Origin of the sequence: Dermacoccus sp. CCH2-D9, from assembly GCF_001556795.1 — a bacterium.
In the GTDB taxonomy this organism is placed as follows: Bacteria; Actinomycetota; Actinomycetes; order Actinomycetales; family Dermatophilaceae; genus Dermacoccus; species Dermacoccus nishinomiyaensis.
On record NZ_LSJT01000031.1, the window covers coordinates 12,167 to 38,295 of the forward strand.

21 protein-coding genes and 1 pseudogene are annotated in these 26,129 nt (G+C 70.0%); 17 read left to right on the plus strand and 5 right to left on the minus strand.

The features are described 5' to 3' along the window. Positions 1–208: 208 nt before the first annotated feature. On the minus strand, positions 209–1,405 hold the full coding sequence (locus tag AX669_RS02345; protein WP_062256315.1) for an alpha/beta fold hydrolase: 1,197 nt from the start codon (positions 1,403–1,405) through the stop codon (positions 209–211). Then, positions 1,402–1,698, minus strand: coding sequence for a YciI family protein (locus tag AX669_RS02350; protein WP_038569695.1), 297 nt, complete (start codon positions 1,696–1,698; stop codon positions 1,402–1,404). The genes AX669_RS02345 and AX669_RS02350 overlap by 4 nt, the downstream gene beginning before the upstream one ends. Positions 1,699–1,816: 118 nt before the next feature. Between AX669_RS02350 and AX669_RS02355 the strand changes: the two genes are divergently transcribed. After that, on the plus strand, positions 1,817–3,538 hold the full coding sequence (locus AX669_RS02355) for a serine/threonine-protein kinase (protein WP_062256316.1): 1,722 nt from the start codon (positions 1,817–1,819) through the stop codon (positions 3,536–3,538). Positions 3,539–3,730: 192 nt separating this feature from the next. On the opposite strand, the gene AX669_RS02360 is transcribed toward AX669_RS02355, so the two are convergent. Beyond that, entirely contained in the window at positions 3,731–7,465 is a 3,735-nt protein-coding gene (locus AX669_RS02360; RefSeq protein ID WP_062256318.1) for a bifunctional proline dehydrogenase/L-glutamate gamma-semialdehyde dehydrogenase, read from the minus strand. Between the two features lie 186 nt (positions 7,466–7,651). Here AX669_RS02360 and AX669_RS02365 point away from each other — a divergent pair, with 186 nt between their 5' ends. From AX669_RS02365 to AX669_RS14030, 8 genes are all read left to right on the plus strand, one after another. Beyond that, the gene (locus AX669_RS02365; RefSeq protein ID WP_062256320.1) at positions 7,652–8,395 is read left to right on the plus strand and encodes an AraC family transcriptional regulator; all 744 of its coding nucleotides are present in this window, start codon (positions 7,652–7,654) and stop codon (positions 8,393–8,395) included. 239 nt (positions 8,396–8,634) lie between these two features. Then, positions 8,635–9,132 (plus strand): ribonuclease E activity regulator RraA, encoded by a 498-nt coding sequence (gene rraA, locus AX669_RS02370; protein ID WP_062256322.1) that lies wholly within the window; start codon positions 8,635–8,637, stop codon positions 9,130–9,132. 205 nt (positions 9,133–9,337) lie between these two features. Next, positions 9,338–10,687: a hypothetical protein gene (locus tag AX669_RS02375; protein WP_062256324.1), complete on the plus strand. Its 1,350-nt coding sequence runs from the start codon at positions 9,338–9,340 to the stop codon at positions 10,685–10,687. Between the two features lie 169 nt (positions 10,688–10,856). Then, a complete protein-coding gene (locus AX669_RS02380) occupies positions 10,857–11,294 on the plus strand; it encodes a hypothetical protein (RefSeq protein ID WP_062256325.1) in 438 nt (145 codons plus the stop codon). A gap of 340 nt (positions 11,295–11,634) precedes the next feature. Next, on the plus strand, positions 11,635–12,747 hold the full coding sequence (locus AX669_RS02385) for a ferredoxin reductase (RefSeq protein WP_369815053.1): 1,113 nt from the start codon (positions 11,635–11,637) through the stop codon (positions 12,745–12,747). Positions 12,748–12,934: 187 nt separating this feature from the next. Beyond that, positions 12,935–14,191 carry an acyl-CoA desaturase gene (locus AX669_RS02390; RefSeq protein ID WP_062256327.1) on the plus strand — a complete coding sequence of 419 codons (1,257 nt, stop codon included), beginning with the start codon at positions 12,935–12,937 and terminating at the stop codon, positions 14,189–14,191. Positions 14,192–14,450: 259 nt separating this feature from the next. After that, entirely contained in the window at positions 14,451–15,089 is a 639-nt protein-coding gene (locus tag AX669_RS02395; RefSeq protein WP_062256329.1) for a hypothetical protein, read from the plus strand. 152 nt (positions 15,090–15,241) lie between these two features. Next, positions 15,242–15,610 (plus strand): transglycosylase family protein, encoded by a 369-nt coding sequence (locus tag AX669_RS14030; RefSeq protein ID WP_062256331.1) that lies wholly within the window; start codon positions 15,242–15,244, stop codon positions 15,608–15,610. A gap of 96 nt (positions 15,611–15,706) precedes the next feature. Here the strand turns inward: AX669_RS14030 and AX669_RS02405 are convergent, their stop codons facing one another. Next, the gene (locus AX669_RS02405; RefSeq protein WP_062256333.1) at positions 15,707–16,528 is read right to left on the minus strand and encodes a response regulator transcription factor; all 822 of its coding nucleotides are present in this window, start codon (positions 16,526–16,528) and stop codon (positions 15,707–15,709) included. 289 nt (positions 16,529–16,817) lie between these two features. Between AX669_RS02405 and AX669_RS13525 the strand changes: the two genes are divergently transcribed. Continuing rightward, entirely contained in the window at positions 16,818–17,726 is a 909-nt protein-coding gene (locus tag AX669_RS13525; RefSeq protein WP_062256336.1) for a transglycosylase family protein, read from the plus strand. Between the two features lie 364 nt (positions 17,727–18,090). Beyond that, positions 18,091–19,128 (plus strand): peptidase E, encoded by a 1,038-nt coding sequence (locus tag AX669_RS02415; RefSeq protein ID WP_082740505.1) that lies wholly within the window; start codon positions 18,091–18,093, stop codon positions 19,126–19,128. A gap of 114 nt (positions 19,129–19,242) precedes the next feature. Here AX669_RS02415 and AX669_RS02420 read toward each other — a convergent pair whose 3' ends face one another. Continuing rightward, positions 19,243–20,103 (minus strand): alpha/beta fold hydrolase, encoded by an 861-nt coding sequence (locus AX669_RS02420; RefSeq protein ID WP_006945519.1) that lies wholly within the window; start codon positions 20,101–20,103, stop codon positions 19,243–19,245. A 47-nt stretch (positions 20,104–20,150) separates the two neighbouring features. Here AX669_RS02420 and AX669_RS13210 point away from each other — a divergent pair, with 47 nt between their 5' ends. The 6 genes and pseudogenes from AX669_RS13210 to AX669_RS02450 all read left to right on the plus strand — a co-directional run bounded on the left by AX669_RS13210 (position 20,151) and on the right by AX669_RS02450 (position 25,924). Then, complete coding sequence (locus tag AX669_RS13210; protein ID WP_006945532.1) at positions 20,151–21,095, plus strand: histidine phosphatase family protein; 945 nt, start codon at positions 20,151–20,153, stop codon at positions 21,093–21,095. 23 nt (positions 21,096–21,118) lie between these two features. Continuing rightward, entirely contained in the window at positions 21,119–21,625 is a 507-nt protein-coding gene (locus AX669_RS02430) for an acyl-CoA thioesterase (protein WP_006945484.1), read from the plus strand. A gap of 328 nt (positions 21,626–21,953) precedes the next feature. After that, positions 21,954–22,531 (plus strand): annotated as a pseudogene (locus tag AX669_RS14155) (DUF6803 family protein). A 31-nt stretch (positions 22,532–22,562) separates the two neighbouring features. Beyond that, a complete protein-coding gene (locus AX669_RS02440) occupies positions 22,563–23,276 on the plus strand; it encodes a response regulator transcription factor (RefSeq protein WP_006945505.1) in 714 nt (237 codons plus the stop codon). Between the two features lie 68 nt (positions 23,277–23,344). After that, entirely contained in the window at positions 23,345–24,382 is a 1,038-nt protein-coding gene (locus AX669_RS02445) for a cell wall metabolism sensor histidine kinase WalK (protein WP_231729373.1), read from the plus strand. A gap of 57 nt (positions 24,383–24,439) precedes the next feature. Then, complete coding sequence (locus AX669_RS02450; RefSeq protein WP_006945529.1) at positions 24,440–25,924, plus strand: multicopper oxidase family protein; 1,485 nt, start codon at positions 24,440–24,442, stop codon at positions 25,922–25,924. Positions 25,925–26,129: the final 205 nt, after the last annotated feature.

Genomic DNA, 26,129 nt, shown 5'->3' on the forward strand with positions numbered 1-26,129 from the left:
ACGATGACGGACGATCGACTCCACCGTGACACATTCGTGACCTTGGCGGCCAGTCAGCACGCGGTGACACCCGCCACGCACAGTGTTATCCACCAGCGACCAGAACCAGCGCGCGCGAGGCGATCCTGAGCGAGCGGTGGTAAACACCATGCACGGCGCCGGCAATCGGCGGCCCGAGCCGGGCATCGGGCTCGGGCCGTCTTGCTCGTCAGGACGCTGCCGCCCCCACGATGCAGCGTGCGACCCACCCCGCGGCCTCGTAGATCGGCACGTGGCCGAGGCCGGGGCCTTCGAGGAACGTCCAGGCCGGGTGACGAGCGGCGATGCGACGCGCCGCGGAGACGGGCACGAGGCGATCGCGCTCGCCGTGCACGAGCGTGACGGGCACCCGCAACTCACTCAGCACGCGACGGTAGCGCGGGCTTCCAGCAGCCACGACGAGCGAGTTGGCGGCCCGCACGAGCCCGGGCACGGCGTCCTGGTTCTCGGCCAGAGCACGGACCTCCTCGACGGATCGTCGCATCACCCACTTCGGCACGCGATGCGGGTCGGCGACGACCGTCAGGACGCCCTCGACGCCCATGCGGTCGATGCCGCGGCGCGCGGCGTAACGCGGGATGACGCGTCGCGCCGCGGGCGGACACATGTAGAGGGAGAAGGTGACGAGCACGGACCAGTGCGGCCGATCCTGCGGGTGCAGCGGCAGCACGGGGTCGACGAGCACGAGACGCGACACGAGCTCAGGGTGCTTCGCGGCCGTCATCGCGACGATCATCCCGCCCATCGAGTTGCCGACGAGGACGACGTCGCTCAGACCGAGTTGACGCAGGTACGCCGCGAGCAGATCGACGTTGTCGGAGACGGCTGAGCGGTTCGCCCCACTCGTGCGGCCGAACCCTGCGAGGTCGAGCGCCAGCACGCGACCGTCCTCGGTGAGGAACGGCCACAACGGCTCCCAGTTGGCGAGGCTGCCGCCGAGACCATGGACGAGCACGTACGTCGGGCGACCAGTCGGCTCGGCTTCGGGGTGGGGCTCAGCGGCAGCGAGGTCGGCCGCAGCGTCAGCCGCGGAGTGCTCCCGCTGCTCGCCGGCGAGCGACGCGTTCACGCCCGGGACGTCGACACCCCCGTCACTCGAGGCGTTGTCGGGCTGATCATCGGGCCCGCTGTCGCGGTGGAAGACCTCGACGCGATCGTCCCCGATGTCGATGACGACGCTCGTGATCGGTGGCAGCTTCGGCTCCGGCAGGTCCGCGTTCGACAGCGACACATTTTCGTGGCTCGACGATGCGCCCTCAGACGCCGGCGATTCGTCGATGTCTGCCCTCTCGGCGAGGCGCGAGGTGTCGACGAACGAGGTGCCGGACGTGCCGTCAGGTGCGGGCTCGCGTGGCGTCTCCGTCATCGTTCGAGGTGTTCGGCGAACGTCGGCGCCTGCGAGCCGAGGACGGGCGTGTAGGGGCGGATCGTGCGTTCGACGACGATGCCCTCGAGCAAGAACGGGTCGCGGTCGAGGCGCTCGGCGACATCCTCACGCGTCGGCGCGGCGATGACGAGCAGCGCACCGTCGGGCTCGGCGAGGGGTCCGGACAGCAGCATGCCCTCGACCTGCGAGAGGTAGGTGCGGTGCTCGGGGCGGTGGGCGTCGCGGGCGGCGACGTCGTCGGAATACGTGTAGGTGACAGCGAAGATGGCCATGATCTCTCCTACGCCACGCGCCGGTCGGCGGGCAAGTCGGGGTTGGTGCCCGAGAGTAGCCCCAGACGCGGCGGCGCGCCCATAGGATCGTCCCAACGAGGCAGGGAGGGAACTCGGCGTGAGCGAGAGTTGGCAGCTGGGAAGCCGCTACACGCTCGAGCGGCAGATCGGCTCGGGCGCGATGGGGCAGGTGTGGGTCGGGCATGACGTCGACGGCCACACCCTGGCCTTCAAACTGCTGCGCCCCGAACTCGCCGACGACCCCGGCGTCGTCGCGCGCTTCCTGCAGGAACGCAACCTCCTCGTCGGCCTGCGCAGCCCGTACGTCATCCGCGTGCACGACCTCGTCGTCGAGGGCCCGCGCCTCGCGATCGTCATGGACTACGTCGCCGGCGACTCCCTGCGCGCCCTCCTGCAACGGCGCGGCAACCTGCCCCCGCACGATGTCGCGACGCTCGGCGCCCAGATCGCACAGGGCCTCGCCGCCGTCCACGGCGCGAATGTGCTGCACCGCGACCTCAAGCCCGAGAACGTCCTGCTCGCCGACGATCCCGACGCAATGTCGAGGGCTACGACCGAGACCGCCTTGCCCGCCGCCGCATCGACGCGGACGTCCACCGACGCGCTGGGCACTCTCGTGCCGAGGCTCGCCGACTTCGGGGTGGCCTCCCTCGTCACGCAGACGGGGCAGGTGGCGACGGCGAACGTCATCGGCACGCCGCAGTACCTCGCGCCCGAACTCGGCGACGGGCAACCGAGCGGACGTGCGGGCGACCTCTACGCGCTCGGCGTCACGCTGTACGAGATGGCGTGCGGCGCGGTGCCGTTCCACGCGGACTCGCCCGTCGCGTTGCTGCGCCTGCACGCCGATCACGCGCCGACGCGCCCCGACGACATCCCCGATGCCCTGTGGGTGCTCATCGCCGAGCTGCTCGCGAAGAACCCGCACGAACGCCCGGACGATGCCGCAGCCGTGGCGCAGCGACTGTGGGCCATGGCGCCGCAGTTCGCCGGCGCCCCCGCCGCGCCCGTGCTCAGCGCACCGCCGCGGACGTCACGGATCGTCGCCGCAGGGGCGTCGGAAAGCGCCGCGCCCACCGGATCGCCCGTGCCCATGTCAGGCGCCGCCGCGGCGGTGGCGGCGCCGCCTGCGGCCGCAGGTGGGGCGGTCGGCGCGGGCGGCGCGGGTGGCGTGGCCGGCCCGGGTGGGGCGAATCCCGCCGATCACCTGGGCACAGCGTCGGCGACGAGCGACACTTCGAGCGGGGGGCAGCACCGGCGCAGCGTCTGGCTGGCGGTGACGCTCGTCGCCGGTCTCGCTCTCATCGCGCTCGTCGCGTGGCTGCTTCTGCGTGACTCCTCCTCGTCGCACAGCGCAGCTCCGGCGCCGTCATCGTCCACGTCGAATCGTTCGACGCAGCCACGAGACGTCCCCCTGTCGGGCGCGCTGTCGGGCGGGGCGCGCACGGCGAGCGTGCGCGTCGGCGGATCCTCGTACGACGACGCCGTCGTGCCGTTGCTCACCGACCGTCAGGCGTGCACCGCCGCGGCACAGTTCGCCCTCGATCGTCGCTACGACGAGGTGGCGTTCACCGTCGGCGCCACCGACGCCCAGCCCGGGGGGACGAACATGCAGCCGGAAGGTACGACGACCGTGACCGTCCGCGTCGACGGCAGCGCCAAGCAGACCGTCACCCTCGGCGGCAAGCAGGCCAAGATACTCCGCGTGCCCGTCAGCGGTGCCCGGACGTTGAGCGTCGACACCGACTCGATCGGCTGCTCGCCCGCGCTCGACACCGCCCCGGTCGCCCTCGTCGCCGGCACCCTGCGCACATCCTGACGCCCTGGATACCCCCGGCGCCACCCACTCACTCAGGCCCCGCCCACCTGCGATTTTCGTCCACATTCGCGAATCTGGCCCACACTCGCGAATCTCGTCCACATTCAACTCGAACCAACTGCGTGACGAGCCGCCCCCTGACGGCTCGTCACGCAGTAGACCTCGGTGGGTCACCGATTCGGCGTCAACCGGTCAGCGCATCAGCTCCGGCGCGACGTGGCCGAAGCGGTGCAGTGTCCGCGAGATGGCCTGCTCGCGCAGGAACGTCAGCAGTTCCCGGCGTCCCGTCGACAGCACCTCGCCGAACAGCGGCGTGATGCTCGCGCCCTGGTCCTCGCCGGGAGCTGAGGCGAGCGCGGCGGCCGTCTCGCCGTCGGCGTCCGCGCCGACCATGCGGATGCGCAGCGGCTCGCCGTCGCGCGTGCCCTCACGGCACCACGTGACGAACTGCGCCGAGCTCTCGACCGACCCCATGCGGTTCAGCCAGACGAGTGCCTGACGTCCCTCGCCCGTCGCCGCCAGGCGCGTCAGCGCCGGCTGCAGCGCGACATCCCACGACAGGTACACGCTCGAACCGACGAGGTGCGCTCCGAGTACGAGTCGCGCCACCTCGGCGAGCGTGCGGTCCGCGACGGCGTCGACGTCGCCGTCCGCCGAAGTCTCGCCGAGCTCCGCGCGCACGACGACCTGCGGCTGCGGGCGGTAACGGAAGACGTTCGACTCGGCGCGCAGCGACGACGGGTCAGCCTCGATGCCGAGCTCCTCGCGCCACGCGAACGCGTCGGAACGCAGCGACGCATGCAGCCACTCGCGGTCGGCTTCGTTTCGCGCCAGCGGCGACAGGATCTCGAGCAGGTCGCGCACCCGCGGCATGATCGGCGCGCCCTGACGCGCGACGCCGTCAGACACCCACGTGCCGAGCTGCGCGACGTAGTTCGGCCCGCCCGCCTTCGCGCCGGGGCCAATGACGGATTCCTTCCACCCGCCGAAGCTCTGACGCTGCACGATCGCGCCCGTGATGTGACGGTTGACGTAACAGTTGCCCGCTTCGACGTGCTCCTGCCAGTACGTGACCTCGTCCTCGTCGAGGCTGTGGATGCCAGCGGTGAGGCCGAACTGCGTCGCGTTCTGCAGTTCGAGCGCCTCCTCGAGCGTGTCGGCGTGCATGAGGCCGAGCACGGGGCCGAAGACCTCGGTCATGTGGAAGAACGAGCCGGGCTTCACGCCGTCCTTGAGGCCGGGGCTCCACAGGCGGCCGGTGTCGTCGAGCTGCTTCGGCTCGACGAGCCACGTCTCACCCGGTTCGAGCGTCGTCAGCGCCTTGAGCAGCTTGCCCGACGGCGGCTCGATGACCGGGCCCATCGTCGTGCCGAGGTCGCTCGGCCAGCCGACGCGCAGCGACTTCACGGCGTCGACGAGCTGCTCACGGAACCGCTTCGACGTCGCGACCGAGCCGACGAGGATGCCGAGCGAGGCAGCCGAGCACTTCTGCCCGGCGTGCCCGAACGCCGACTTCATGAGGTCGGCGGCGGCGAGGTCGAGGTCGGCGGCGGGCGTGACGACGAGTGCGTTCTTGCCGCTCGTCTCACCGAACACGCGCGGCCCACCGGCGTGACGCGCGCGCCACCCGGCGAACAGGCGACCCGTCTCGATCGAGCCGGTGAGGATGACGGTGTCGACGTCGTCGTGCGCGACGAGCGCGCGGCCGTTGTCGTCCTCCTCGACGCGGACGACCTGCGCGGCGTCGCGCGGGATGCCCGCAGCCCACAGGGCCTCCATCGCGACCTCGACGCAGCCGACCGTCTGCGGTGCCGGCTTGATGACGACGGCCGATCCGCTCGCGAGCGCCGCGAGCACCGAACCGATCGGGATGGCGACGGGGAAATTCCACGGCGGAGTGACGAGCGTGAGGCGGTGAGGCTCGAATCGTGCTCCGTCAGAAGCCATTCCGGTGACCAACTCTTCGCAGCGGTCGGCGTAGTAGCGCGCGAAGTCGATCGCCTCGGAGATCTCCGGGTCGACCTGGTCGATCGTCTTGCCCCCCTCGGCGGCCGCGACGGTGACGAGATCACCGCGACGCTTCTCGATCTCCCGCGCCGCCTCACGCAGCAGCGCGGCACGCTCGGCGTTGGAACGTACGGCCCACCCGGCCTGCGCCGCGACGCCGCGCGCGACGACGTCGTCGACCATCTCGCGCGACGTGAGCTGCGGCGACGTCAGCGGCGCCGGCTGACGCGTGACGGCCTCACGCGCCCACTCGCGCACCGCGGGCAGCGCCGGGTCGGAGTCGGGCGTGTTCTCGAAGAAGTCGCCGATCGGCGCGCGCTCGGGCGAGCGTCGCGGGCCGACGGGCGTCGAGGCGATCGCGTCGATCGACTCACGGAAACGTCGCTCCTGGTCCTGCATCGCCGACAGCGCACCGGTGCCGACGAGGCCGTCACGCACGTACTTGTGACGCTCGGCCGCACCCTCGTCGTGGCTGAACATGGCGTGCAGGAAGTTCTGCTCCGCCGCGTTCTCCTCGAGGCGACGGATGAGGTAGGAGACGGCGACGTCGAAGTCCTCGCGCTTCACGACGGGCGTGTAGAGCAGGACGGTGCCGACGTCGGCCTTCACCGCGCGGGCCTGCGACGGCGCCATGCCCTGCAGCATCTCGACGTCGAGGTGCTCGCTCACGCCACGCTTCTCGGCGAGCAGGTGCGCCATCGCGACGTCGTACAGGTTGTGCGAGGCGACGCCGAGGCGGCACACCTCCATCGCGTCGGGGCGCGTCGCGCGCTCGATGAAGCGCAGGTAGTTCGCGTCGACGTCCTCCTTCGACGTGTACGGCGCCTGCTTCCAGTCGTGCAGTTCGGCCTCGACGCGCTCCATCGCGAGGTTCGCGCCCTTGACGAGACGCACCTTGATGCCCGCGCCACCGTTGGCCTTGCGCTCCTTCGCGAACGCGATGAGACGCTCGAGCGCCGGCACCGCGTCCGGCAGGTAGGCCTGCAGGACGATGCCCGCCTCGAGGTCGTGGAACTCCGGCTCCGACAGCAGGCGCATGAACAGCTCGATCGTCAGGTCGAGGTCGCGGTACTCCTCCATGTCGAGGTTGACGAACTTCTTCTTGATGTCGCCGCGGTTGACGTTCGCGGCGCCCCCACCCGGCTGGCCTGCGTCGGCGTTGGCGTCACCGGTGTTCGACGACGGCGACGACGCGTCGCTCGCCGTGCCGTTCGCGACGCGGTAGATCGGACGCAGCCGCTCGAGGGCGCGCTCGACGGTGCCCTCGGCGTCCCACGTCGAGATCTGCGAGACGAGGCAGCTGACCTTGATCGAGACGTAGTCGACGTCGTCGCGCGCGAGCAGCTTGCGCGTCTCCTCGGTGCGACGCGCGGCCTCGGCCTCACCGAGGACGGCCTCGCCGAGCAAATTGATGTTGAGGCGGAAGCCGTCGGCGTGCGCCTTGGCGAGGTGCTTCGCGAGCGTCGGGTCGCTCGCGTCGACGACGAGGTGGCCGACGAGCTGACGCAGACGCGTGCGCGCCGCGGGCACGACGACGGGCGGCATCGTCGTCGCGAGGCGGGAACCGAGGCCGAGCAGCTTCGCGTCGAACTTGCCCATGAACCCGGTCGCCTCGTTCGACGACAGGCGCGCGAGCTCGCGCGCGGCGGCCGTGTTGTCCTCGGGGCGCGCGACGCGGTCGACGAACTTCACCGCGAGGTCGAGGCCCTTCTCGTCACGCAGCAGCGCGCCGAGCTGGTCGCTCGTGCGCTTCTCGGCCTTCGTCTGGCCGGCCTCGGTCGCGTCGCTCCAACGGTTCGCGAGGGCGACGGCGTCCTCGACGAGGTCGTGCAGTTCGGCGAACGTCGCCGCGTCGTCGGACGGGGTGGTGTCGACGGTGGTGGCGCCCGGGGTGCGGGGTGCGTCAGTGATCTGGCTCATACCACCAGTCAAACCCCTCCTGACCGCTAAAGTCTTGCCTGCCTGCCGCAGCCTCGCCGCGGGTATCGGCCAGAACGGCCCGTCGTGACGGTTCGTGTCGCCGGCGGGACGGGAAGACCCAGGGACCTGTGGGGCTGGCGAGGTCTGTGGGCCTGGCGGTGCCGACGCGCCCGCTACCCTTCCCTCATGACGACGGCACCGACGCTCGACGCCCTACGTGGCGCGCTCGGACCCGCCGTCCTCGAAATGGTCGATCACCTGCCGGGCACGATGTTCTGCGTCAAGGGTGCGGACGGTCGCTACCTCGCCGTCAACCCGACGTTCGTCGAGCGCACGAACAAGCGCTCGCGCGGTGACGTCGTCGGGCGTCGCGCGGCCGAGCTGTTCGTGCCGGAGCTCGCCGAGCGCTACGAGGAGCAGGACGCGCGCGTCCTGTCGTCCGGCAAGCCGCTGTTCAACGAGCTCGAGCTGATCCGCGCCTCGGGCGGGCCGTTTCGTTGGCACATCACGGCGAAGGTGCCGCTGCGCGACGAGGCGGGGCGTGTCGTCGGCATCGCCAGCATGTCGCAGGACGTCGGCGAGGCCGCCGAGGACGACCCGGCGATGACGTCGCTCGGCGCCGTGCGCGCCTACATCGACGCGCACCTCGACCAGCCGGTGACGTCGCAGGATCTCGCCCGCGTCGCGGGATGCTCCGTCGACACGCTGGAGCGACGCTCGCGCCGCGTGTTCGGACGTTCGCCGCGCCAACTCGTCCTGTCATCACGCATCGACGCCGCGCGAGAGATGCTCACCGCCAAAGAGCTGACGCTGGCGCAGATCGCCGACCGCTGCGGCTACTCCGACCAGGCCGCGTTCAACCGCACGTTCACGCGCCTCGTCGGCATGCCCCCGGGACGTTATCGCCGCGAGCGCAGCACCCAGGGCTGACGAGACCCGACCCGATCCGACCTGATCCCGAGCCCCACCCCATCCAACGGCCGGCACCGCCCGCGCGCCGACAGCATCCCGATTCTGCGATCTTCGTACACATTCACCGTTCATCGCTCCGACCCCGGCCGTCACCGCCGCGACTCGTCTTGATCCGCGGCCCGCGACGCCCCATGGGGCGTCCTCGCGAAATAGCGTGGACCTGCATGCCCTTCGAACCCGACGAAAGGACGCCTCTCATGGCCGACATCGCCACCGCCGACCTCTATGACGAGCTCGGCGACGCGCTCGACTCGTGCTCCACCCAGTTCACTCAATACGGCGGACGCGCGCGGTTCAACGGCACGATCGTGACGATCAAGTGCTTCCGCGACAACCAGATCGTCAAGGAGACACTCAACTCGCCGGGCGCGGGCAAGGTACTCGTCGTCGACGGCGACGGCAACGTCGAGAGCGCCCTGATGGGCGACATGATCGCCGAGGCCGCCGTCGCGAACGGGTGGGAGGGCGTCATCATCAACGGCGCCATCCGTGACAGCGCCACCGTCGCGAAACTCGACCTCGGCACCAAGGCTCTCGGCACGAACCCGCGCAAGTCGGCGAAGGACGGCAAGGGCGAGAAGGACGTTCCGGTGACGTTCGGGGGCGCCACGTTCACGCCCGGCGACCATCTGTGGAGCGACGAGGACGGCATCGTCGTCACGTCCGCGGAACACGCCTCCACCTTCCTGTCCTGACGGGCCCGACAAGCCCGACCTGATGCCGCTCTCGACGCAGCCCGCATGGCAGGCCTGCCTCGCAGGTCCGGCCGACGTCGATGCCACCCGCGCACCGCGTCGTCCGCGTGCCGCGCCGGGCCGCGCCGGGCCACCACATGCCGCGACGCGATCGAACGCCCCGAGAGAGTGGCGAGGGGCCACCTGCTCGCCTACCGTTACGCCCATGAGTTCAACTGTCGCGTGCATCGGTTTTACCGACCCCGCTGCCCTGGCCGCCCTGGCGCGCGACAAGGGTGCGCCGGCGCACGAGTTGTCGAGCACGACGCGTTGGGTCGACTCGAGTGGCGCGATGCTGTTGCTCGACCGCACGGCGCAGTACGCGCGCCCTGGTTTCGACACGCCGGTGCGCACTCCGTACCGCGGCATCACGCCGCTCGAGAACGGTCTGGCGCAGGTGACGCTGACGGACGTCTCGGGTTTCGAGCTCGACCCGTTCACGGTCGTGCCGAACAACCGGTACACGGTCGGTTGGGCCGCGGTGGGGCGCGTCGCGCTCGTCGCGATGGGTGTCGACACCGAGTTCTTCGCGACGGTCGAGGATTTCTTCGACTCGCCCCGCAGTGCGATGCCCGGAGTCGAAGGTGAGCCGCCGGCCGAGGTCAAGCAGTTCGGTCTGCCGTGGCCGCCGCCGATGGAGATCGAGACGTTCCTGCCCGCCACGTCGAGCGATTCGCCTCTCGCGACGTTGAGCGGCACCGTCCAGTTCGCCGAGATCCGCACGAACTCCGTCACGGGCCACGAGTTCCTCGTCTCCCGGATCGCGACGGTGTGCGGCGAGATCGACCTGTGCACGCCCGTCCCCCTCGACGGCGTGCCGGCACCGGGGTCGGTGACGGTCGGTCAGGTCGAGCTGCTCGCCGGTTTCCCGGCGCACGGTCTCGACGACCCGTCGGCCGCGTACGACTCCCCCGAACGCGTCGGCCCGACGTTCCGTGACGGAGACCCGAACTCCCCCGACGACGTCATGCCGATGGATGCCCCCGACCTGCCCGACGGGCTCGTCCTCGGCGATGACGGCGTCGTGCGCACCACCGAGGAGCACGCGGCGTGGAAGGGCGGCGACGCCGAGGCCGGGTTGCACCCGAAGCCGGTCCCCACGCCCTCCACGCGCGAGGAAACCTCCACCGAGGACGCCCTCGACGCCCGACGCGAACTGCCCGCCGAGCCTGACGTGGTCGAGCCCGGCGCCGACGAAGCGAGCGAGTCGGTGGGTAACTCTCAGAGCGGAGAACCCGAGAACGCCGCTGTCGCGAGCGCTGACACCACCGACACCCCCGAGGCGACTGATACGCCCGGTGCGCCGTCACGCGCGACGAACCAAGCGCCCACCTCCGGTGCCGCACGCACCGACGTCCCTGGCGCGTCGACCGAGACGCCGAACCAACCGCCGCCCTCCGGTGCGTCGACGACCCCCAAGACGCCCGACGCAACCGCCGTCAGCGCCTCGGACGACGACAGCGCCCCGCGCCCGGGCGAGACGCGTCGTGAGTGGCGGGCTCGCACCGGTCGCTGACGGCGCGCAGGTCAGCCGGCGGGGCCTCACCCACCGTACGGGCTGCCGTCGCGGTTCGGCTCCAGCACGGACAGCACGTCGAGCTCGACGGCCCACCCCTGCGGGCCGGCGTCGCCTGTCTGCTCCGAACACTTGAAAACCTTCCAAAATCTTGGGCTAGACCTGGCGCATGAGCAATTACCCAGAACGCCACGCCTTGGGCAGGATCGATGTCATCGACCTCGAGGATCTTCCCGCGCTCAGCCGCGATGTTCCCCTCGACCTGCCGAGCATCCAAGCCGGGTGGCCCGACTTCGAGCACGCCTTCGACTCCCTGAAGGGACGACGCATGATGGGCCTCGTCTACGGCGGATCGCACATCTACCGCATGTGCTCGATTCGGTTGGATCGCGACGCCGCAAACCCGCTGGGTCTGGACGAGACGACGATCCCGGGCGGCGGCTACCTTCGGCTGCGCCTACGAGGTGAAGCGCCGGAGGTCTACGGGCACATCGGCGAAGCGTTCGACGTCCTCTTCGGCTCGGCAGATCACGACTCGTCCCGTCCGCAGATCGAGAGTTATCGACGTGAAGGCGAGGTCGACTGCCTCCTCCCGATCCTGGCGTAGTTGACGAAGCCCCCCACAGACCGATTTACGTCATGTCGCTGATGGCTATCCCATCACCGAGGACGGTGGCATGGTGCCCTGAGGGGATGACTTTGCGATCTGCGAGGGTGAACGTTCGTCATCTCGTCAAGCCTGCTGGATGTTGTGTCATGAACGCGCGCCATTTGACGCGTTGATGACACAAGATCGCGCCGGGGTCGGCGAGCGCCGAGCACCCCGTCAGCCACGCCCTCGCCGCTGCCACACCGAACCCGCCAGTTCGCCCACAGAGACGAAGGTCCCAGAGCTGCTCACCCCGGCGGCGGAAGCTTTTGTCAGTTGTGAGAGGCACAATGTCTGAGTGAACTCCGCTCTGCCACCGCGCCCTGCCCGCTCGTCAGGCACCCCGCGCCGCGGCCCGCTGCTCAAGCGCGCCGCGTGGCGCGCTGCCGAGGTGTTCACGACGCCGGCGCCGCCGCAGGAGTTCGCGCGCCTGTTCAACCCACTCGTCTCGAGCCGTCAGCTGCGCGGCGTCGTCACCGCCGTGCGTCACGAGACAGCGAACTCGGCGACGATCGAGTTCACGCCCGGCGGCGCGTGGGACGCGCACAAGGCCGGCCAGTACGCGCGCATCGGCGTCGAGATCGACGGGGTGCGCAACTGGCGCTCGTACTCGCTCGTCACCGCCGAGGGCCACGACCCGGCGATCACCGTCACCGCTGTCGGGCGCGTCTCGAGCCACCTCGTGCATCACACCAGGCCCGGCGACGTCCTGTTCCTCGCGCCGCCGCAGGGCGACTTCCTCCTGCCCACCGGCCCGCGCCCCCTGCTCATGCTGGCGGCCGGCAGCGGCCTCACGCCCGTCATGTCGATGCTGCGCACCCTGCTTCCGCAGCGGCGCGACGCGGACGTCGTCGTCATCCACTCCTCGCGCAACCCCGACGAGACGCTGTTCCTCGAGGAACTCACGCAGATGAACGACGCACACCACAGCCTGACGCTCGTGCACCGCTTCACCGAGCACGAAGGCCGCCTCGATCTCGCGACGACGCATGACCTCGACACGCTCTGCCCCGACTGGCGCAGCCGCAAGACGTACGTCTGCGGGCCGCAGGAGATGCTCGACGACGCCGAACGCCTCTGGCACAGCGAGGATCTGCCGCACGAGCTCAGCGTCGAACGTTTCGCCCCGACCTTGTTCGCCGACCCTGACGCGCGCGGCGGCGTCGTCACGTTCGAGAAGTCCGACAAGGAGGCCCGCGCCGAGGGCAACACAACGCTGCTCGAGGTCGGCGAGGACGCGGGCGTCCTGCTTCCGTCCGGGTGCCGCATGGGCATCTGCCGCACCTGCCTGACGCCGCTCGTCAGCGGGACCGTGCGCAATCTGTCATCGGGCGAACTGTGCTCCGACGAGGGCGAACTCATCCAGACCTGCATCAGCGCCGCGGTGGGCCCGGTCCACCTCGACGCGTGAGCGGTGGAGATGTCGCCATGACCACCCGCGCCCTAGCCCGCCGACCCGACGCGCCCGCCCTGAGCACACGATCCCGCTGCGGCGTCACCCCCTCGACGCCCCGTCACGCCGCGCCGCCCAGACGCGCGGCCACCCCACGTCCTCTTTCCCCATCCGGCGAGAACGAACCCGACCAGGAGTTCAGCTCATGACATCCGTCCTCAACGCCCTCAAGCCCGGCGCCGCCGATTCGAAGACGGCCCGCGCGGCCGCGAAACCCGACAAACGCACCGGCGTCCTGCCGACGCACGGCCACCTCGCCGTGCGCCCGCCGACGGCCGCGCACCTCAACGACGACGACGTCGCACGCCTCGGAGCCGAGCTCGACGCCATCCGCGACGAGGTGCTCGCCGAGCGCGGCGCGAAGGACGCGGCGTACGTCAAGCGCATGGTGAAGATCCAGCGCGCGACGGAACTCGCGGGCCGCGTCTGCATGATCGGCAGCCGCTCGAAGATCGCGTGGAGCGCCGGCGTCGGCCTCATCGCGCTCGGCAAGGTGCTCGACAACATGGAGCTCGGCCACAACGTCCTGCACGGGCAGTGGGATTGGATGCGCGACCCCGACATCCACTCGACGACGTGGGAGTGGGATTTCGTCGCGCCCGCCCGCGGCTGGCAGCACACGCACAACGACCTGCACCACACGTGGACGAACGTCATCGGCAAGGACCGCGACGTGGGCTACAACATCCTGCGCGTCAGCGACGACCAGCCGTGGAAGCCGCGCGACCTCGCGAACCCGCTCGTCAACCTCGTGCTCGCGCCGATGTTCGAATGGGGCATCGCGAGCTACGACATCGAGTGGGATCAGTACAAGGCCGGGTACAAGTCGCGCGAGGCCGTCATGGCCGACATCGCGGCGCTGCGCGACAAGGCCATCGCGATGGTCGCCAAGGACTACGTCGCGACGCCGCTCGCTGCGGCCACCGTCGGCGCGCTCGTCGGCAAGGCCCTCGGACGACCGACGAACTTCCGTTCGACGGCGCTGCGCGCGCTCGGCGGCACCGTCGCGGCGAACGCGCTGCGCAACGTCTGGGCGCACGCCGTCATCTTCTGCGGTCACTTCCCCGACGGCGTCGACACCTTCGACGAACGCATGATCGACGGCGAGACGCGCGGCGACTGGTACATCCGGCAGATGCTCGGCTCGGCGAACATCTCCGGCACCCGCACGTTTCACACGCTGACGGGCAACCTCAGCCACCAGATCGAGCACCACCTCTTCCCCGACCTGCCGAGCAACCGCTACATCGAGGTCGCCCCCAAGGTGCGCGAGATCTGCGAACGCTATGGCCTGCCGTACAACACGGGACGATTCGGGCGTCAGCTCGGCTCGACGTGGAAGAACATCTGCGTCCTCGCAGTCCCGACACGTGACGAATGGGCCGCCTACCGCGCCGGTTGATCGCCTCTGCCCCTCGACGAACCCGCACGTCCTGTCTCGACGGGAGTGCGGGTTCGCACGCTCCGTCGGACGGGCGTGTGAGCGCGCGGGAGCATCCAACCCGCACGTTGCCGTCGCAACTGGGCGCGATAGTTCGCGTATCCGCTGAGCGCACAGCTCGCCGAGTCGCCGCCACCCTGTGAAGTAGCTCATAATGGGCTGTGCATGCCCGATCTGCTCGAGACCGAGCCTCGCGGGCCTTCATCGAAAGGTGACTCACGTGTCACTCACCTCCCGCGTCGCCGCCGGTTTCGGCACCGCGCTCGTCGCTGTCTCGTTCGCCGCTCCGGCCCTCGCCGAGCAGCCCGCCCCGAAGCCGACGATGCCCGCCACCATCGAGCAGCTGGCTGCCAAGCTGCCGCCGTTCCCCGGCGAGAACGCCACGGACGCGCAGATCGAGGCGTGGTTCCAGCAGGCGTCGAAGACCCTCGGCCTGCCGCCCTTCCCGGGTGAGAACGCCACGGACGAGCAGGCGTACACGTACGTCAAGGCCGTCGTGAAGCTGCTCGGCCTGCCGGCGCTGCCCGCGATGGACGCCTCCGACGCCGAGTACGACGCGTGGGCCGGCAAGGTCGCCACGATGTTCGGCCTGCCGAAGCCGCCGTCGGCCAACGCGTCCGAAGCACAGTGGGACGCCTGGTTCACCACGCTCATGGGCATGTCCGGCATGCCGCAGATGCCGGGCGGGATGCCGCACAAGCCGGGCGCGTCCCACGCCTCGTCGAAGCCGGCCGGCCCCGTCGTCCAGACCGACCGCGTCGCGCCGTCGTCGAACACCGGCGCGCTGGCGGGCGCTGCCGCGCTCGCGTTCGCTGCGGCGGGTGTGACGCTCGTCATGCGTCGCCGAGCATCGCGCTGACGCAACGCTTTTCCCGGGTGACGCCCGTCGAGCCACGGCTCGGCGGGCGTCGCGCGTTTGCGGCAGGCCGGGGCTCGGTCATTAGACAGGTGGAGAACCCGCACGGAGCAACACCACTTCGTGCCCGCTCACACCTTTCGAGGAGACGCCACATGTCGCACTCGACCATGAACATCCGTCACCGCGCCGCCGCCCTGGCCGGCGCAGTCGCCATCGGCGGCACCGCAGGAGCCGGCCTCGCGAGCACCGCTTCCGCAGCGACCGGCTCGGGCGCGCAGAGCACGCTCGCCGCCATCAAGTTCTGCGAGAGCTCGAACAACTACCAGGCGCAGAACCCGTCGTCGACCGCCTCGGGCGCCTACCAGTTCCTCGACACGACGTGGCAGGGCCTCTCCGCCGCCAAGGGCTACTCGAAGGCCAAGTACGCGCCCGCGTCGGTGCAGGACGCCGCAGCCCTCGAGTTGTACAACCAGGCCGGCACCTCCCCCTGGGCCGCCAGCTCCAGCTGCTGGGCCACGTAAGACCTCTCGGCACGATGTGTCGTGCCGGTGACGCCCCGTCAGGGTTTGTCCTGACGGGGGCGTCGTGCTGCCCGGGCAGGCCGGGGGTGGGGCCCGTCAGGACGCGCGTCGCACGACACCGTCGAGCTGAGCGGCTGAGTCGACGATGCGGTAGCCGACGCCACGCACCGTCGTGATGTCGTGGCGACCGAACGGGCGGTCGAGCTTGCGCCGCAGATGGCTGACGACCTGGTCGACGAGGTTCGACGTCGCCGCATCGAGCCCGCCCCAGACATCGTCGACGATGCGCGCGCGTGACACCACGTGCCCCGCGTTGCGCATGAGCAGTTCGAGGACGGCGTACTCGCGGGCGGTGAGGTCGATCGCCACCTCACCCCCTTGCGCGCCGCTCACCACGTCGCGGGTGGTGGCCCCGCCCGGCTCGGCAAGGGCGTCACCGATGCTGGCGTGATCGATGCCGGCGTCACCCGTGGTGGCGTCGTCGAGCGTCCTGACGGCGACGCGCGCCGCGCGGTCCAGACGGAGGGTCCCGACGCGCAGTTCGTCCTCGACGAGGTGCGGGGCCCTGCGCGTCAGAGCTCGCAGACGCGCGGCGACCTCGGCGAACGGCACGGGTGAGGTGACGACATCGTCGGCGCCCGCGTCGAGCACGTCGACGAGGTCGGCCGATTCGCCGCGGCGCGCCATGACGAGGATCGGCGCGCGCTCGCCGTCGCCGCGCAGGGCGGTGACGACGGGAACGTCGTGCGTGCCGGGTCGGGCGCTGCAGATGACGATGACGTCGGGTTCCGCCTCGCTCGCCAACCACAGCGCCTCGCCGCGCTGAGAGGCCGCCTGCACGACGTACCCCTCCTGCGCGAGCGCCGGCTGCAGACGTGCCGACGTGCGGCCGGATTCGTCGACGATGAGTGCCTTCATGACGGCGACGCTAAGAACCTCGCCTTTGATTTCGATAAGAACGCCGGCCGTCACGCGCCCTCTCTGAGGCACCGACGGACCCTCGCCCGGCGGCTCGGCGCGACGCGGTGCTTCTGTCGAAAACTGTTGCCCCACAAGCGATCAGAGCCGCCCGCCGTCGACAGGATGCGATGACGGCACGCCTCACAGCAGGCTCACAACGTTTCGTCGCCGTCAGAGTCGCGTCAGCCGCCCGCAACGAAGCGTCGGCACGGTGGATGACGTCAACAGACCGACGAGAGGAACAGTCATGACCCACTTCGACACCACCACCGACCCGATCCGTTCGCACGACACCACGGACGCCGCGCCCAAGCAGAAGCGCAAACGCGCCATGACGCTCGCGAGCGGAATCGCGCTCGTCGGCGTCGCCGGTGCGGGCCTGGCCTCCACCGCGAGCGCCGCGACGTCGACGTCCTCGTCGTCCGCGTCATCGGTGCTCGCCAAGATCAAGTCCTGTGAGAGCGGCGGCAACTACCAGGCCGTCAACGCCTCGAGTGGCGCCTCGGGTGCCTACCAGTTCTTGAACTCGACGTGGAAGGGCCTGTCGGCCTCCGCCGGCTACACGACGGCCGCCTCGGCGCCCGCGTCGGTGCAGGACGCCGCCGCCCTCGAGCTCTACAACCAGGCCGGGACGTCGCCCTGGGCCGCCTCGAGCAGCTGCTGGTCGAGCATGACGAGCGCGCCCACGACGAGCACCTCCAGCTCGTCGACGAGCGCCTCGCCGAGCACGAGCGCCACGTCGGGCACGACGACGTCCACGAGCACGAAGGCGTCGAGCGCGTCCAGCTCGACGGGCAACAGCTCGAGCACGACGACGAGCGTGTCCAACTCGAAGAGCAGCACCGCGAGCACGAAGGCGGCGCACCCGGGCAAGGCGAAGGCGCACGGCAAGCCCGCCCCGGCGCAGCACGGCAAGCCGGGTGAGAAGGCCAAGCCGCAGCCCAAGCCGGCGACGGTGAAGCATGGCAAGACTGCACCCAAGCCTGCTCACGCGAAGGCCGCACCCAAGCCGCATGGCAAGGACGCGAACAAGGCGCTGCCGAAGGCCAAGCCGGTCGGCAAGCACCACGCGAAGGTGGCCCCGAAGCCCCTGACGAAGCCGGCCAACTCGCTGGCGCCGCACGGTTCGCACGCTCCGGCGAAGGCTGCGGCCTGAGCCGCGCCGCGCTTTCCGTTCATGACGGGAGCGCCCTACCCGTCGCGTGAACGCCGGTCGGGCCTGGGCGTGAGATGCCGGGGTGAGTGCGAGCCGTCGCATTCACCCCGGCATCTCACGATCCACGCCGGCGACGCGTGTGCTCACCTGCGATTCTCGTACCCATCGGCGATTTTCGTCCACATTCACCGTCGTCCTCAACCACGCCGGAAGCTAGGCCCAGAGCGACGAGCTCCACGACCCATGACGGCGAGTCACGACGACGGACCGGCGCCCCGCACCCACACCCACACCCGACGGCAGACCAAACCCCACCGACTGAAAGTCTGTCGCCACCACGCATCGCCTCGGCGACAATCGAGGGATGACGAACTTCACCGGCACGATCGTCACCCTCGGCGGCGGGGGTTTCTCTCAGGAGGGCGCCGTCACGCCGATCGACGAGCACATCCTCGAGCTGACGCGCGCCGAGCGTCCCTGCGTCTGCTTCGTCCCCACGGCCAGCGGCGACGACCTCGGCTACGCCGCGAAGTTCGAGCAAGCCTTCGCCGGGCGCACCGAGACGAGCGTCCTGTCGCTGTTCACCAAGTCCGCGAACGCCAACTGGACCTGCGACCCCCGCCACGTCCTCACCCAGGACGTCGTCTACGTCGGCGGTGGGTCGACGGCCAACCTGCTCGCGATCTGGCGCACGCACGGCCTGCCCGACCTCCTGCGCGAAGCCGCGGCGAACGGCACCGTCCTGGCCGGTATCAGCGCCGGCATGAACTGCTGGTTCGAGGCGTCGTCGACCGACTCGTTCGGCCCACTCGCACCCCTCGATGACGGCCTCGGCTTTCTCCCCGGCAGCGCGTGCCCCCACCTGTTCGGTGAACTGGGCCGCGCCGAGAAGTACCGGCGGTGGGTCGCTGACGGCGCCCTGCCCGACGGCCATGCCGCCGATGACGGCGTTGCGCTCGTCTGGCACCGCGACACCGAGTACGGCACCTCCACCTACGCCGTCACCGAGAAACCCGGTGGCGTGGCCTGGCGCGTCACGCGCGAACAGGGCGAGCCACACGTCATCCCGGCGCGCCTGCTGGGCTCGACGGTGGCACCCCGCATCAGCGAGATCCTCGACGCCGCAAACCTCCTCGGGCTCGCCGAGATCGGCGCGCCGTCGGACGAGTTCAACGCCGAGGCCGAGTACATCGCCTCGGGACTGCCTGCGTGCACGAGCCCGGACGACGTCCTCACCCTCGTCCACGCGACGTTCGTCCACTGCTTCGACAGCGATGGCGAGAGCGCCGCCGAACCAGAGACACCCTCCACCGCAGGCCCACGCGAGCAGTACGTCGACGTCGCTCGTCGGATCTGGAACCTGCACGCTTCGTCATCGACCGGACGCAATCGCAGTTTTTAGCTGCACCACTTCTGCGCATCTGCACGAGGAATGTGCCGCACATTCCACGTGCAGATGCACATGACTCGTGCAACTACCCCCGCCGCCAGGCGTCAACACCCATCACGCACCCCGTCACCGAGCCGCGATATTTTCTTCGACCCACGCAGCGATGACGGGCACGACGTCGGCGTTGCGGCGCACCCACTGGATGTGCCCGAGATCGTCCGGCGAGTGCCAGCGCGTCACGCGCGCCTTAGGCACCCAGCGCAGCATCTGCTCGAGCCCGCCGACGGGTGCGAACGAGTCGTTCGGCAGTGAGATCGCGAGCACCTGCCCGCCATAGGCCCCCAACGCCGCCTCGTAGTCGATCTGAGCCCCCGACGGACGCACGCGCCCGGTACGCGCCATCCGCGACCAGTCCTGCACGAGCACCCGCGATTGGCGCCCCCAGAACTTCAGCCGGTCGCCCGGCCAGTACCCGACGGCGCGCGCGACGGTCGCCATCAGCGCTGTCCCCGCGAAGGAGCGCACCCTGCCGGGCGCCCCGTACCCCCGCCAGTAGGGACTTGCCGACGCCGCGAGGATCACGCCGTCGACCGCGGCCGGCCCATCCGGGTGCAGCGCCGCCGCGAAGATCGACACGTGCCCGCCGAGGCTGTGCCCGAGCAGCACGACCGGGGCGTCGGGCCGAAGCTCGCGCACGTGCGTCACGACGCTCTCGTGCACCCCGGTCGCGAGCGCGTCGTAGCCGTACGTCGTCTCGCGCCCGATTCCGTCGCGCGTCTCCCGCCCCGGGTACTCGACGACGAGGCTCGCGAGCCCCGCCTCGGCGAGCGCCTGCGTCAGGTGCCGGTAGTACGACGCGGGCGCCCCGAACGCCGGTCGGATGACGAGGACGGGCGCCGCCGGGTCGTCGACGGGAATGAAGGTGACGTGGCTCGTGAGCCCGCTCGTGGTCGTGACGGTGGCCTCGAGGGCGGTCGTGGAATGCACGACGAAAGGCTACCCGCGGGTAGCACGTGGTGCGGCAAGATTGGTCCATGGAAACGCGTTCGGTCTGGCTCGTGCGCCACGGGCAGGCGTCCTTCGGCAAGTCCGACTACGACAACCTCTCCGAGACGGGCCACGAGCAGGCGTATCTGCTCGGCAAGCACTTCGCCGCGCACGGCGTCGCACCGAGCCTCATCGTCAGTGGTTCGATGAAGCGCCACCGTCAGACTCTCGCCGAGATCGCCGCGGGCGCCGGCTGGCATCTCGACGACGTCCCCGCCACCGAACCCACACACGTGACGACGCCCGCTCACCCCCGCGCGGACGAATCGGAGGCGCCGGCCACGCCGCCCGCCCCGGCGTCGAGCGACCGAGAAACAGACCGAGCGCAACACCTGGAGAGCACCCAGGACGCCGCCACACACGCGCCGAGAAAACCCTCCAGAGGCAAGCCCCCTCACCCGAAACCCGATGAACAGCCTGATGACGCCATCATCGCCGCGCATGCCCCGCGCGTCGTGGCGCGTGGTCTCGACGAGCGCTGGAACGAGCTCGATCATCGCGCGCTCCTGACGGCGTACAAACCGGCGTACAAGAACATGCTCGTGTTGAAGGCCGACATGGTGCGTACGTTGCGTCCGCGCATCGCGTTCGAGGAGACGTTCGAGAAGGCCGTCGATCGCTGGAGTGGCGGCCAGTACGACCACGAGTACCCGGAGAGCTTCGAGCAGTTCACCTCGCGCACGAACGAGGCGCTCGACGATCTCGTCGACGCCGCGCACGAGCACGTCGTCGTCGTGACGTCGGCCGGCCCGGTGTGCTGGACGGCGGCTCACCTCACCGCCGGCGGCAGCCTCGACGCGTGGAAGCACTTCACCCTCGCGGCGGTCAACACGGGCGTCACGCGCATCACGATCGATCGTCACGGCCCTCGGTTGCTGACGTTCAACGAGTTCACCCACCTCGAGGGCGCCGGGCTCGTCACGAACCGCTGAGATCCTGCGAGACAATGGCGGTCATGACCGCTCCTTCCGACACACAACTCGTCCTCAGCCAGATCATGGGCAACCAGCACACGAACCTGCTCGGCACCGTCCATGGTGGCAACATCATGAAGTTCGTCGACGACGCCGCGGGCGCCGTCTCGGCGCGCTTCGCGCAGGGCCCCGCCGTCACGGCCGCGATGGACGAGATGCTGTTCCTGGCCCCGGTGCGCGTCGGTGACGTGCTGACGGTGAAGACGCAGGTCAACTGGGCGGGTCGTTCGTCGATGGAGGTCGGCGCGCGCGTCGAGACGACACGGTGGGACGATCGCACGCCCCCGGTCCACGTCGCGACGGCGTTCCTCGTCATGGTCGGCGTCGACGAGTCGGGCAGGCCGCGTCAGGTGCCGACACTCGAACCGGTGACGGAGGAGGAGAAGCGCCGCTTCCGCGCCGCGCAGATCCGTCGCGAGCACCGCCTCGCGCAGCGCGCCGCCATCCGCGATCTCGGCGCGGGTGAGGCGTCCGTCGAGCGCGCATGACGCTGACGTTCGCCCAGCTCGCGCAGTTCTCCCTCGGCGCGGTGCTCATCATCCTGTGGCTCTGTCAACTTCGATTGGCCCCATGGTGACGGTCTGTTCTGGCCCCATGTCTACCCGGAGACCGGCTTGACCGAATCTTCACATTCCCTTGCCCGGGCCTCGATGTGGGGCTTCGAGGCTTGTGGCCACGACCTCGAACGAGAACTCCTCCCGTACAGTGCCGCTGTTTGCCCTGGGTGTCGGCACTCTCGCAGCTGCCGCCTTGGCCCTGATCGCCCCTGACTTGACCTCGGGGTCGGGCATGGAGGGGATGCCGATGACCCATTACATGGGACTGCTGGCCGTACGGCAGCCGTGGAACCTCCTGTTGTTCATGGCACTTCCGGTGGTGCTGGCCGAAACCCTTGCGATCACCGAGCTGGTGATGCTGCTGGCTCGTCGCGGTGATCGGCCGGCGCCGGGATGGGTGACGAAGGTGAGTCACTGGGCCGGGCTGCTGGCGGGTCCGGTGTGGGTGTTCATCGGCCAGCACCTGCTCATCACTGCCGTGGTTCCGCTGACGGTCCACGGCGGCTGGCGTGGCCCCGCGGACGTGATCGCTGTCCTTTCCTACCTGGCCGGTGCCTGCCGCTACTGGTGATCAGCCTGCTGGAGGCCGGACTCTTGGGTCGCAGCGAGGCCGGGCGCCGTCGCCTGCACGTGGCGATGGTGGCCGTGTTCCTGGTGGTGGCCCACGTCGCGATGATCTTCGGCATGCTCGACCCTGCCGTCATGGGCTACACGCCGACGGCACCCGCCTCAACGCAGCACGACATGGTCAGCATGCCGGGCATGAACCACGACATGGGTGGCATGACGGGCATGGACCACTCGACGATGATGCCCAGTGCCGCACCGTCGAAGTGATCCCCGGCCGGGTTCGTGGTGAGGTGGTGTCATGAATAGCGCGTCTGCTGCGGTTGCGCCGAGTGTCCTGGTCGTCGACGACGAGCCGGTTCTGTCGGGCACGGTGAAGAACTACCTCGAGCGGGCCGGCATGTCGGCCCAGACCTGCGGCGACGGGCTGGTCGCGCTTGACCTTGTCCGGGCCACGGCCCCCGACGTGGTGGTGCTGGACCTGGGCCTGCCGGGCATGGACGGGGTGGAGGTGTGCCGCCAACTGCGCACCTTTAGCGACTGCTACGTGTTGATGCTCACGGCCCGCGCCGACGAGGTCGACAAGCTGATCGGGCTGTCGGTCGGCGCGGACGACTACATGACCAAACCGTTCAGCCCGCGCGAGCTGGTGGCCCGCATCCAAGTACTGTTGCGGCGCCCCCGCGCCGGCGGTGCGGGCACCACGGCCTCGGTCCTGCGCATCGGCGCCCTCACCGTGGACCAGTCGTCTCGTCGGGTGGAGCTCGACGCCTCACCGGTGGAGCTGACCCGTACCGAGTTCGACCTGCTGCAGGCCTTGGCCGAACACCCCGGCCGGGTGCTGAACCGCCGCCAGCTCACCGACGCCGTGTGGGGCGAGGACTGGGTCGGCGACGACCACTTGGTCGACGTGCACATCGCGCACTTGCGCAAGAAGCTCGGTGACGACCCCTCCCAGCCTCGGTTCGTGCAGACGGTGCGCGGCGTCGGCTACCGGATGGGCCGAGGGCAGTGATGCCGCCCAACCCGCGCGGCAATTGGGGACGCCGACTGCTGTGGACCCAGATGGCCGTGGTGGCGGCGATGGCCGCCACCATGGTGCTGACGGCCCTGCTGGTCGGCCCGGCATGGTTCCGAATGCACATGCACGAAGCCGGCCACGCCCAGCCCGACGTCGTCGAGCACGCGCAGCAGGCCTTCCACGACGCCGGCCTGGTGTCACTGGCCGTGGGTCTGGGCACCGCGATGCTCGCCGCCCTCGGGGTCGCCACCGTCCTCAACCGGAACCTGTCGCGGGGGGTCGAAGCCCTCGTGGACGGCGCCCAACAGGTCGCCGCCAGACACTACGACCAACCCGTCACGATGACCTCGGCCAGCCCCGAGCTGGCCCAGGTCGCCGACGCCTTCAACCACATGGCCAGCCAGATCGCCTCCACCGAGCAGACCCGACGACGCATGCTCACCGACCTGGGCCATGAGCTGCGCACCCCGCTGGCCGCCACCCAGGTCACCCTCGAAGGACTGCAGGACGGTGTGGTCGACTTCACCCCCGCAACCGTCGAGATCCTGCTGCGGCAGAACCAGCGGCTTGCCGCCCTGGCCGCCGACATCTCCGAGGTGTCGCGTGCCGAGGAAGGCCGCATCCCGCTGTCCCTGAGCCACCAGGACCTCGAGCAGGTCGTGACGGCCAGCGTCGCCGCAGCCGGCCACGCCTACGACGCCGCCGGGGTGACGCTGCACGCCCAGAGCGTCCTCGGCCTGCGCGTCGACGTGGACGCCGCCCGCATCGGGCAGGTCTTGGACAACCTGCTGCGCAACGCCCTGCAACACACGGTGGCCGGCAACCGGGTCGAGGTCACGATGGGACACGAGCACGACCGGGCCGTGGTCCGCGTCACCGACAACGGCGTCGGCATCCCCACCGAGGCCCTCACCCACGTCTTCGAACGCTTCTACCGTGTCCAGGACACCCGCACCCGCGATGTCGACGGCGGCACCGGTGTCGGCCTGGCGATCTCCCGCGCCATCGCCCGCGCCCACGGCGGCGACCTGACCGGCCACAGCGACGGCCCCGGCCACGGCGCGACCTTCGCGCTGGCACTGCCCACCGTGACTTCTTGACCAGATCTTGACCAACCCTTGCCGGGGGCTTTATCCGCGCCCGACAGGCTCGAGGACATGAACACACTTTCCCGCCGCCACGTCCTGTTCACCGGTCTCGGTCTGGCCGCGGCAGGGGCCTTGAGCGCCTGCGACGCCAAGAACACCCCGGCCGCAGCACCCGCCGCGCCGAACTCCCCGCTGACGATCCCAAGCCAGACCCCGCTGGCCGCCGCCCCCGGCACGAAGACCGTCAACCACGTCCTCACGCCCCGGCCGGTCACCCTCGACCTGGGCGGCGTCACGGCCAGGACCTGGGCCTACGACGAGACCCTCGACGCCCCCGTCCTGCGGACCCGCGCCGGTGACCTGCTGCAGGTGCGCGTCGACAACAAGCTGCCCACCAGCACCTCCGTCCACTGGCACGGCATCGCCCTGCGCAATGCCAGCGACGGTGTGCCCGGCGTCACCCAGCAACCCATCGAGGCCGGCAGCAGCTTCACCTACCAGTTCGTCGCCCCCGACCCGGGAACCTACTTCTTCCACCCCCACACCGGGGTGCAGATCGACCGCGGCCTGTACGAGCCGCTGGTCATCGACGACCCCGCCGAACCCGGCCGCTACGACCACGAATGGGTCATCACCCTCGACGACTGGACCGACGGTGTCGGCACCTCTCCCGACGATATCCTCGCCGCGTTCAAGGCCCAGAACGGCACCGTGTCCAGCGGCATGAACCACGACATGGGCGGCATGGACCACGGCATGTCCCCCCTGGGCGACGCCGGCGACGTTACATACCCCCATTACCTCGTCAACGGCCGCGTCCCCGCCGCACCCCGAACCCTGACCGCCAAGCCCGGGCAGAAGGTGCGACTGCGCGTCATCAACGCCTCCTCCGACACCATCTTCAAGCTCGCCCTGCAGGGCCATCGACTCACCGTCACCCACACCGACGGTTTCCCCGTGACCGCCACCGAGGCCAGCGCCGTCTACCTCGCGATGGGAGAACGACTGGATGCGACCATCACGCTGGGCGACGGCGTGTTCGTGCTGCAGGCCGCGCCCGAGGGCAAGAAGGGCACCCCGGCCCGGGCCATCGTGCGCACCGGCTCCGGCAGCGTACCGACCCCGGACACCCGCGTCGCAGAACTCGACGGCAAGGCCCTGCTGACCACCCAGCTCAAGCCCGCCGACAGCGCACGACTGCGCGACCGCAAGCCCGACATCACCCTCGATGTGGCACTCAACGGCCAGATGAAGCCCTACGCGTGGGGCCTCAACGGCAAACGCTTCGGCGAGGACACCCCACTTGCCGTGAGCCGCGGCCAACGCGTGCGGCTGCGGATGACGAACATGACGATGATGGCCCACCCCATGCACATCCACGGCCACACCTGGGCCCTGCCCGGCAGCGCCGGGCTGCGCAAGGACACCGTCCTGATCCGCCCGATGGAGACCGTCGAGGCCGACCTGCAGGCCGACAACCCCGGCACCTGGATGCTGCACTGCCACAACATCTACCACGCAGAACTCGGCATGATGACGACCCTGCGCTACTGACATGCCCCGGCCGATGCCGGCCACTCAAGCCTGCACTGATGGTGCGGCTGCCCCCTGCGGCAACCGCACCATCACCGTCTGCAGGTCTTGACCAGACTTTCACCAAAGCTCGGGGGCGCATTGACCTCGCCCCGTCACCGTGGAAGTGGAAGGAAAACCCCTTCCCCGAGCAGACAAGGACACGCCATGTACACCAGCCCCGACC